Raw genomic sequence first — 7,757 nt, 5'->3', positions numbered from 1 at the left:
GCCGGACCCGGCGGGCGGTGCCAGCGTGGGGGCATGACCGACACGCAGCTGCAGGGCAAGAAGGTCGCGTTCCTGGTCGCCCCCGAGGGCATCGAGCAGGTGGAGCTGACGGAGCCGTGGAAGGCGGTGCAGGAGGCCGGCGGCGAGCCGGTGCTGATCTCCACGCGGGCGGGGCAGGTGCAGGCGTTCGACCACCTGGACAAGGCCGACACCTTCGACGTGGACGTCGTGGTCTCCGACGCCAGCGTCAGCGAGTACGCGGCGCTGGTGCTGCCGGGCGGGGTGGCGAACCCGGACGCGCTGCGCACGAGCCGGGAGGCGGTGGCGTTCGTGGGGCAGTTCGCGGCCTCGACGCGGCCGATCGCGGCGATCTGCCACGCGCCGTGGACGCTGGTGGAGGCGGACGCGGTGCGCGGGCGGCGGGTGACGTCGTGGCCGAGCCTGGCCACGGACCTGCGCAACGCGGGCGCGGAGTGGGTGGACGAGCAGCTCGTGGTGGACACCTCCGGCCCCGGCCCGCTGATCACCAGCCGCGAGCCCGACGACCTGGACGCGTTCTCGGAGGCCGTGGTCGAGCACGTCGCGGCGGTGGGGTCGTGAGCGAGGTCCGCATCGGCTACACCTGCATGTCGGAGCAGTCCGACCCGCGGTGGCTGGTGCGCGACGCGGCGGCCGCGGAGGAGGCGGGCTTCGACCTGCTGGTCTTCTCCGACCACTACTCGCCGTGGCTGACCTCGCAGGGGCACGCGCCGTACGCCTGGAGCGTGCTGGGCGCGGTGTCGCAGGTGACCTCGCGCGCGGAGCTCATGACGTACGTGACGTGCCCGACGGTGCGCTACCACCCGGCGGTGGTGGCGCAGAAGGCGGCCACGGTGGGGGTGCTCTCCGAGGGGCGCTTCACGCTGGGGCTGGGTTCGGGCGAGAACCTCAACGAGCACGTGGTGGGCCAGGGCTGGCCGGCGGTGGAGGAGCGCCACGACATGCTCGTGGAGGCGCTGGAGATCATCTCCACGCTCTTCGACGGCGAGCTGCTCAGCTACGCCGGCGAGCACTTCCGGGTGGACTCCGCGCGCCTGTGGGACCTGCCGGAGCGGCGGGTGCCGATCGCGGTGGGCGTGTCGGGCCCGAAGTCGTGCGCGCGGTTCGCGCCGCTGGCCGACCACATGATCGCGGTGGAGCCGGACGGGTCGCTGGGCCCGCTGTGGGACGGGGCGCGCGAGGCGTCGCAGGCCGCGACGAGCCGGCGCATCGGGCAGATGCCGGTGTGCTGGGACGCCGACCGCGACGCGGCGGTGGCCCGCGCGCACGAGCAGTTCCGCTGGTTCGCCGGGGGCTGGAAGGTGAACGCGGACCTGCCGACGACGGCCGGGTTCTCCGGGGCCAGCCAGTACGTGCGCCCGGAGGACGTGGCGCAGCAGATCCCGTGCGGCAACGACGTGGACGCGATCGTTCAGGCGGCGGGCGCGTTCTTCGAGGCGGGGTTCACGGACCTGGCGCTGGTGCAGGTGGGCGGTGAGCACCAGGAGGACTTCCTGCGGGCGGCGTCGGCGGAGGTCCTGCCGGCGCTGCGCGAGGCGGCGGCCTCGCAGGACCCCTCCCCCAGCTGAAGCCGGCGCGCACCGAGCCCGTCCCCGCGGCGGCCGGGGGAGCACCCGCTCCCGCGGCCGCCGCGGGTGCGTTCAGGGCAGGGTGAACAGCGGCTCGCCCGCGGCGACGGGGCCGGGCGCGCGCAGGTCGGTGAGGGCGCCGACGGGCACGTCGAGGGCCACGACGGGGACGACGGCGGAGCGGCCCGAGGCGCGCACGGCGTCGGCGTCGAAGCGCAGGACGGGCTGGCCGGCGACCACGGCGTCGCCCTCGGCGACGAGCAGCTCGAAACCCTCGCCGGCCATCTGGACGGTGTCGATGCCCAGGTGCACGAGCACCCCGCGGCCGCCCCCGGCGAGGACGACGAACGCGTGCGGGTGCAGCTTCAGGACGGTGCCGTCGACGGGGGCGAGCGCCTGCACCGTGCCGGCGGGCGGTTCGACGGCCAGGCCGGGCCCGACGATGGACTGCGCGAACACCGGGTCGGGCACGTCGGCCATCGCCAGGGCGGTGCCGGGCACGGGGGCGGTGACGACGAGGCTCACCGCAGGTCCTCGATGTCCTCCGCGATGGTGTCGGCGTTGGGGCCGACGACGACCTGCACGACGGTGCCCGAGCGCAGGACGCCCATCGCGCCGGCGGCCTTCAGGCCGGCCTCGTCCACGGCGGAGGCGTCGCTGACCTCGCAGCGCAGCCGGGTGATGCACGGTTCGATCTCGACGACGTTGCCGCTGCCGCCGAGCGCGTCGAGGATCTTCTGGGCCTGGCTCACGGGTTCCTCCCGCTGGTGGGCGATGGTTCAGGGACCGTTCACGAACTCTTGACGCGCGAGGCCTGGCAGGTCCATCGTCGTCCTCGCCAGCTGGACCGTACCAGTACGGACCAGCGCCGACCAGGGTTCCGCGACGAGGGGGTGGAGCGCGTGCAGCCTCCCCCGCAGGGCGCCGGGGTCGTCGCCGGACCGGTGCCCAAGCACGCGCAGCTGCGCGCGATCCTGGTGCGCACCATCACCACCGACCTGGCGCCCGACGCCCCGATCCCCTCGGAGCGCGAGCTCGTCGAGGCGTACTGCGTCAGCCGGATGACCGTCCGGGAGGCGATCGGGCAGCTCGTCAACGAGGGGCTGCTCTACCGGGTGCACGGCAAGGGGACGTTCGTGGCCCCCGCCGCCGTGCAGTCCCAGCTGCACCTGGCGTCCTTCAGCGCCGACATGCGCCGGCGGGGCCACGAACCCTCCAGCCGCGTGCTCGCCGCGGACCTGCGCACCCCGCCGCCGGCGGTGGCGCGCGCCCTCGCCCTGCCCCCGGGCGCGCCCGCCGTCCACGTGGAGCGGCTGCGCCTGGCCGACGGGGTGCCCATGGCCCACGAGGTGACGTACTACCCGGACCACCTCGTGCCCGGACTGCTCGAGCACGACCTGTCCGGTTCCACCTACGAGCTGCTCGCCGTGCGGTACGGTCTGGCACCCACCGCGGGCGAGCAGACCCTCACCGCCGAGAGCGCCACGCGCCCGCTCGCCGCCCTGCTGGGCACGGCCACCGGCGCTCCCCTGCTCCTGTTCGCCCGCACCACCCGCGCCGGTGACGCCGTCGTGGAGCACACGACGTCGCGCTACCGCGCCGACCGCTACAGCGTCCGGATGTCCCTCGACCGCACCACGGACGGGGTCCCCGCACCTCCCGAACCCAGGAGTTCGACGTGAGCACAACGACGACCACCACGAAGGCCGAGAAGAAGCCGTTCCCCGGGCTCGCCACCCTCCAGCGCGTCGGGCGCTCGCTCATGCTGCCGATCGCGGCGCTGCCGGCGGCGGCGATCCTGCTGCGGCTGGGCCAGGCCGACATGCTCGGCGCGGACGGGCTGGGCTGGGACGGCCTGGCCGGCGTCCTGGCCGCCGCCGGCGGGGCCCTGTTCGACAACCTGCCGCTGCTGTTCGCCGTCGGCGTCGCCATCGGCTTCGCGAAGAAGTCCGACGGCTCCACGGCGCTGGCCGCGGTCGTGGGCTACCTGGTGTTCAAGGGGGTCGGGGACTCGCTCTCGCCCACCGTGCTGGGCGCCGCCGCCGAGGGCGAGGAGCAGGAGCTCATCAACTGGGGGGTCCTCGGCGGCATCCTGGTGGGCATCACCGCCGCGCTGCTGTGGCAGCGCTTCTACCGCATCAAGCTGCCGGACTACCTGGCGTTCTTCGGCGGGCGCCGCTTCGTGCCGATCGTCACGGCCGTGGCCGCGATCCTGCTGGCCACCGCCATGAGCTTCCTGTACTCGCCGTTCGACTCCGCCCTCACCGCGCTGGGCGAGTGGGTCGCCGGCAACAGCGTGCTCGGCGGGTTCGTCTTCGGCACCGCCAACCGCCTGCTGGTGCCGCTGGGCCTGCACCACATCCTCAACTCGTTCCCGTGGTTCCAGCTCGGCTCCTTCACCGGCGCCTCCGGCGAGCCCGTGCAGGGCGACATCGCCCGCTTCCTCAACGGCGACCCGACCGCGGGCGCGTTCATGACCGGCTTCTTCCCCGTCATGATGTTCGCCCTGCCGGCCGCCGCGCTGGCCATCACGCGGGCCGCGCGCCCCTCCCAGCGCAAGCTGGTGGGCGGCATCATGCTCTCCGCGGCGCTGACGTCGTTCATCACCGGCGTCACCGAGCCGCTGGAGTTCTCCTTCATGTTCGTGGCGTTCCCGCTGTACGTGGTGCACGCGGTGCTCACCGGCACCTCGCTGGCCCTGGTCAACGCCCTGGGCGTGCGCGACGGGTTCGGGTTCTCCGCGGGCCTGATCGACTACCTTCTGAACTGGAACATCGCCACGAACCCGGCGCTGATCATCGTCATCGGGCTGGGCTACGCGGTGGTGTACTTCCTGCTGTTCACCTTCGTCATCCGCCGCTGGAACCTGCGCACCCCGGGCCGGGAGGACGAGGCGGACTCCTCGGTGGCCGAGGTCACCGCAGCCGACACCGCGCCCGCCGCGAGCGCCGGCACGGACCGGGCGCCGCAGGAGCGCGACCGCACCTGAGGCCGCGCACCGCACGGCGACGCACCACGACGCACCACGACGCACCGGGGCGGCCGGAGGGGGGCTCCCCCTCCGGCCGCCCCGGTGCGTGCTCCCCCCGGCCGCCGCGTGCGTCAGCGCCTCACGCGCGGCGCCAGCGCAGGGTGGCGATCTGGAAGGGCCGCAGCTCCACGACCGCGGCGCCCCCGCGCTGCTCGCGCAGGGCGCGCGGGTGCTCCACCGCGCGCTCCAGCAGGTCCGTCTCGGTGACGGAGGCGGCGGCGAAGGAGGGGCGCACGGTGGCGCGGGCGCGCCCGCCGTGGGCCTCGTACAGGCGCACCACGACATCGCCGCTGCGGTCCTCGGCGAGCTTGACGGCCTCCACGACCACCCCCTCGCCCTCGACGGCGACCAGCGGCTCGACCGGCCCGGCGCCGCGCACCTCGCGCAGCGGCAGGTTCAGCCGGTAGCCCTCGCGCACCGCCTCGGGCACGCCGGCGCCCACGAGCAGCGAGGCGCGCAGGACGTGCCGGCCCTGGTCGGCGTCGGGGTCGGGGAACAGCGGGGCGCGCAGCAGCGACAGCCGCACGGTGGTGGTGGTGCCGCCGTCGGGGCGGGTGGTGCGCCCGGTGTCGTGCCCGTAGGTGGAGTCGTTGGCCACGGCCGCGCCGTAGCCGCCCTCCCCCACGTGCACCCAGCGGTGCGCGCACGTCTCGAAGCGCGCGGCGTCCCAGGAGGTGTTGGTGTGCGTGGGGCGCAGGACGTGCCCGAACTGGATCTCGCTGGCGGCGCGGTCGGCGTGCACGTCCAGGGGGAAGGCGAGCTTGAGCAGCTTCTGCCGCTCGTGCCAGTCCACGTCCAGCGTGAGCTCGACGGCGGCCGAGCCCGCGGCCAGCTCGACCACCTGCTCCACGCGCGAGCCCCCGAAGGCGCGCACGACGCGCACGGCGGCGCGCTGCGGGCCGGCGTCCACCAGCTCCACGGACTCGGCGGTGTCGAGGTCGGTGGTGTGCCGGCGGTAGTGCTCGTCGACGTCCCAGGCGTCCCACTGGGTGGGGGTGTCGCGGTGCAGCTGCAGCAGCCCCCCGCGCGCGCCGGGGGCGAGGACCTCGCGCCCGGCGGCCAGGTCCAGCACGGAGGTGAGCAGCCCGGCGCCGTCGAGGGTGAGGCGGACCCGGTCGTTCTCCAGGACGTACCCGTCGCCGGCGGCCGCGGCGCGCACCGCGCCCTCGCCGGGCTGCGCGCTGCCGCCGCCCAGCGCGGCGACGCCCCGGCGCGGGAAGGGGGAGGCGTTGAACGCCAGCGCCTGCCCGCCCTCGCCGGCCAGCGCGCGCAGGGAGCCGGCGACGAGCTCCTCCAGCTCGGCGGCGACCTCGGCGTAGCGGGCCTCGGCCTCCCGGTGCACCCAGGCGATGGAGGAGCCGGGCAGGATGTCGTGGAACTGCTGCAGCAGCACCACGCGCCACAGGCGCTCCAGCGCCTCGTACGGGTAGGGGGTGCCGCGCTGCACGGCCGCGGCGCTGGCCCACAGCTCCGCCTCGCGCAGCAGGTGCTCGCTGCGGCGGTTGCCGCGCTTGGTGCGCGCCTGGGAGGTGTAGGTGCCGCGGTGGAACTCCAGGTAGACCTCCCCGCTCCACACTGGCGGCTCGGGGTACTCCGCCTGCGCGCGCCGGAAGAAGTCGTGCGGGCCGCCGAGCTCGACGGCCGGGGAGCCCTCCAGGGAGCGGGTGCGGGCGGCCGCGGCGAGCATCTCGCGGGTGGGGCCGCCGCCGCCGTCGCCGTAGCCGAAGGGCAGCAGCGAGGTGCGCGCGCGGCCCTTCTCGGCGAACTGCCGCTCGGCGCGGGCCAGGTCCGCCCCGCCGAGGTCGGAGTTGTAGGTGTCGGCGGGCGGGAAGTGCGTGAAGATCCGGGTGCCGTCGATGCCCTCCCACTCGAAGGTGTGGTGCGGCATCCGGTTCACCTCGTTCCACGACGGCTTCTGCGTGAGGAACCAGCGGGCACCGGCGGCGCGGGCGATCTGCGGCATCGCCGCGGTGTAGCCGAAGGAGTCCGGCAGCCACACGTCCAGCGGTTCCACGCCGAGCTCCTCGGCGAAGAAGCGCTTGCCGGCGACGAACTGGCGGGCCAGCGCCTCCCCGCCGGGCATGTTCGTGTCCGACTCCACCCACATGCCGCCCACGGGCACGAAACGGCCCTCGGCGACGCGCTTCTTGATGCGCTCGAACAGCTCCGGCTGGCTGTCGCGCACCCAGGCGTACTGCTGGGCGGAGGAGGCGGCGAACACCAGGTCGGGGTCCTCGTCCATGAGGGCCAGAACGTTGGAGAAGGTGCGCGCGCACTTGCGCGCGGTCTCGCGCGTGGGCCACAGCCACGCGGAGTCGATGTGGGCGTGCCCGACGGCGGTGACGCGGTGCGCGCTGGCCGAGGCCGGCTGCGCCAGCGCCCCGGCCAGCGCCGCGCGCCCGGCCGCCGCGGTGCCGGCCACGTCCCAGGGGTCCACGGCGTCCACGGCGTCGTCCAGGGCGCGCAGCACCTCCGCGCGCCGCGTGGAGCTCTCCGGCAGCTGGGCGAGCAGCCCGCGCAGCGTCCAGACGTCCTGCTGCAGCTCCCACACCCGCACGTCCAGCTCGGCCAGGTCGGCGCCGGCGAACCGGTACAGCGGGTCGGTGCCGGCGGTGGCGGGGTCGCCCAGGCGGGTGGGGGTGGCGAAGACGCCGTCGCCGGAGACGTCGGGGTTGGAGGAGGCCTCCAGCAGCACGTCCACGGCGCCGTCGGCGCCGGTGACGGCGGCCAGCGGCAGGTACCGGTTGCGCGGGTGCAGGCCCTTGACCACGGTGCCGTCGGGCCGGTACGCCGTGGCCTCGGCCTGGAAGCCGGGCTGCACGTGGGAGTAGCCGAGGTCGACGACGACCTCCACCCGGGTGCCCTCGGCGCCGAAACCCTCCGGGGCGCGCCCGGTCAGGCGGAACCAGGTGGTGCCCCAGGGCCGCCCCCACGCCGTGCCCACCGCGAAGGGCGCGTAGGGGGCGGCGGCCGCCTCGGCGAACGGCACCGGCTCCCCCGGGGCCTGCCACGCGCTCACCGCCAGCGGGACGCGCCGGCGGTACGTCGCGGGGTCGAGGCGCTCGCGCACGAAGCGGTCGACGCGCATCTCGACGAGGGCGGGGTTGACGTGCACGGGG

Annotated in this window: 7 protein-coding genes; 4 read left to right on the top strand and 3 right to left on the bottom strand. The window is 75.2% G+C overall.

All coding sequences use genetic code 11. The annotated features are described in order from the left end of the window. Positions 1-33: 33 nt before the first annotated feature. Positions 34-600 (top strand): type 1 glutamine amidotransferase domain-containing protein, encoded by a 567-nt coding sequence (locus tag GTR00_RS09885; protein WP_166611457.1) that lies wholly within the window; start codon positions 34-36, stop codon positions 598-600. Beyond that, positions 597-1,607, top strand: coding sequence for a TIGR03557 family F420-dependent LLM class oxidoreductase (locus GTR00_RS09880; RefSeq protein ID WP_166611456.1), 1,011 nt, complete (start codon positions 597-599; stop codon positions 1,605-1,607). Before GTR00_RS09885 ends, GTR00_RS09880 begins: the two co-directional genes overlap by 4 nt. A 72-nt stretch (positions 1,608-1,679) precedes the next feature. On the opposite strand, the gene GTR00_RS09875 is transcribed toward GTR00_RS09880, so the two are convergent. After that, positions 1,680-2,132 (bottom strand): PTS sugar transporter subunit IIA, encoded by a 453-nt coding sequence (locus tag GTR00_RS09875; protein WP_166611455.1) that lies wholly within the window; start codon positions 2,130-2,132, stop codon positions 1,680-1,682. Beyond that, on the bottom strand, positions 2,129-2,359 hold the full coding sequence (locus GTR00_RS09870; protein ID WP_166611454.1) for a glucose PTS transporter subunit EIIB: 231 nt from the start codon (positions 2,357-2,359) through the stop codon (positions 2,129-2,131). The genes GTR00_RS09875 and GTR00_RS09870 overlap by 4 nt, the downstream gene beginning before the upstream one ends. A gap of 150 nt (positions 2,360-2,509) precedes the next feature. On the opposite strand from GTR00_RS09870, the gene GTR00_RS09865 reads away from it, so the two are divergent. Further along, positions 2,510-3,289, top strand: coding sequence for a GntR family transcriptional regulator (locus GTR00_RS09865; RefSeq protein ID WP_323132374.1), 780 nt, complete (start codon positions 2,510-2,512; stop codon positions 3,287-3,289). Between the two features lie 80 nt (positions 3,290-3,369). Beyond that, positions 3,370-4,596, top strand: a complete 1,227-nt coding sequence (locus GTR00_RS09860) for a PTS transporter subunit EIIC (RefSeq protein ID WP_166611459.1) — start codon at positions 3,370-3,372, stop codon at positions 4,594-4,596. A 121-nt stretch (positions 4,597-4,717) separates the two neighbouring features. Here GTR00_RS09860 and GTR00_RS09855 read toward each other — a convergent pair whose 3' ends face one another. Then, on the bottom strand, positions 4,718-7,753 hold the full coding sequence (locus GTR00_RS09855; RefSeq protein WP_166611458.1) for an alpha-mannosidase: 3,036 nt from the start codon (positions 7,751-7,753) through the stop codon (positions 4,718-4,720). Positions 7,754-7,757 lie beyond the last annotated feature (4 nt).

This window comes from Kineococcus indalonis, from assembly GCF_009906395.1.
Lineage (GTDB): Bacteria > Actinomycetota > Actinomycetes > Actinomycetales > Kineococcaceae > Kineococcus > Kineococcus indalonis.
Note: the sequence above shows the minus strand (reverse complement) of the source record. Positions and strands in the feature narration are given on the sequence as shown.